Raw genomic sequence first — 1,044 nt, 5'->3', positions numbered from 1 at the left:
GCCCACGGGACCAGCTCGGCGACGTCATCAAGGGCGTCGGCGCCAGCGCCGGCCGGGTCACCGCCTCGGCCCGCGTCCTGAGGGGCCCGCAGGATTTCGGTCTGATGGAGCCCGGGGACGTCCTGGTAGCCCGCATCACCACCCCGGCCTGGACCTCGCTGTTCGCGATGGCCTCCGCCGTGGTGACCGACGTCGGCGGGCCGTTGAGCCACAGCTCGATCGTTGCCCGCGAGTACGGCATCCCGGCCGTGCTTGGCACAGGCGTGGCCACCCAGCGGCTCACCAGCGGCCAACGGATCCGCGTTGACGGCGACGCCGGCACCGTCACGGTCGCAGACTGACCGCGTCACCAGGACAGTTCCCCGAGTTCCGCCGACCACGGAGGATTGGCGCCCTTCCGGGAGCAGGTGATCGCCGCTGCACGGTTCGCGTACGAGGCGACTGCGTGGAGCTGATCCAGGGTCAGGGTCTGCAGTTGCCGTCTTCCCTCCGCCCCGAGCGCTCCAAGTTTGGCGAGTCCGGAAATAAGCCCCGCCATGAAGGAATCACCGGCGCCCACAGTATCTGACACTCGGATCGGTTCAGCTGCCATCTCGACCCGCCCGTTTCCGGACAGGATGACCGGGCCTGAGGCTCCGCGCGTCAGGGCCACCACCGCCGGCCCCAGTTCCAGCCAGGCCTGCAGGGATTCTTCCGGTGCCCGGTCCGGGTAGAGCCAGCGCAGGTCTTCGTCGCTGGCTTTGACAATGTCGCTCGCCGCCACGAACACTTCCGCCTGCCGGCGTGCCGCAGCCGCATCGGGACTGATCGCGGGCCGGCAATTGGGATCGAAACTGGTCGTCGCGTGCTCCCGGGCGGCCTCTACCAGGGCAAGGGTTGCCTGCTCCCCCGGCGGGAGCACCGTAGCGATAGATCCCGTGTGGATGTGGGTGGAACCTTTGACGGCAGCGAGGGCCGGGAGGGACGCCCCACTGATTGCCCAGGTGATCGAGAAGGCGTATTCGGCGGCACCGTCAGATCCCAGGGTGGCGAGGGCCGTAGATG

Annotated in this window: 2 protein-coding genes; one reads left to right on the top strand and one right to left on the bottom strand. The window is 69.0% G+C overall.

Going from position 1 to position 1,044, the window contains the following annotated elements:
• On the top strand, positions 1-341 hold a 341-nt coding region (locus LQV45_RS35315; protein WP_253074610.1), incomplete at its 5' end, for a PEP-utilizing enzyme.
• Between the two features lie 5 nt (positions 342-346).
• On the opposite strand, the gene LQV45_RS35310 is transcribed toward LQV45_RS35315, so the two are convergent.
• Positions 347-1,044 (bottom strand): PfkB family carbohydrate kinase (locus LQV45_RS35310; protein WP_230012709.1); only part of this gene is annotated, 698 nt, incomplete at its 5' end.

This window comes from Microbacterium sp. Bi128 (assembly GCF_918698205.1).
Note: the sequence above shows the minus strand (reverse complement) of the source record. Positions and strands in the feature narration are given on the sequence as shown.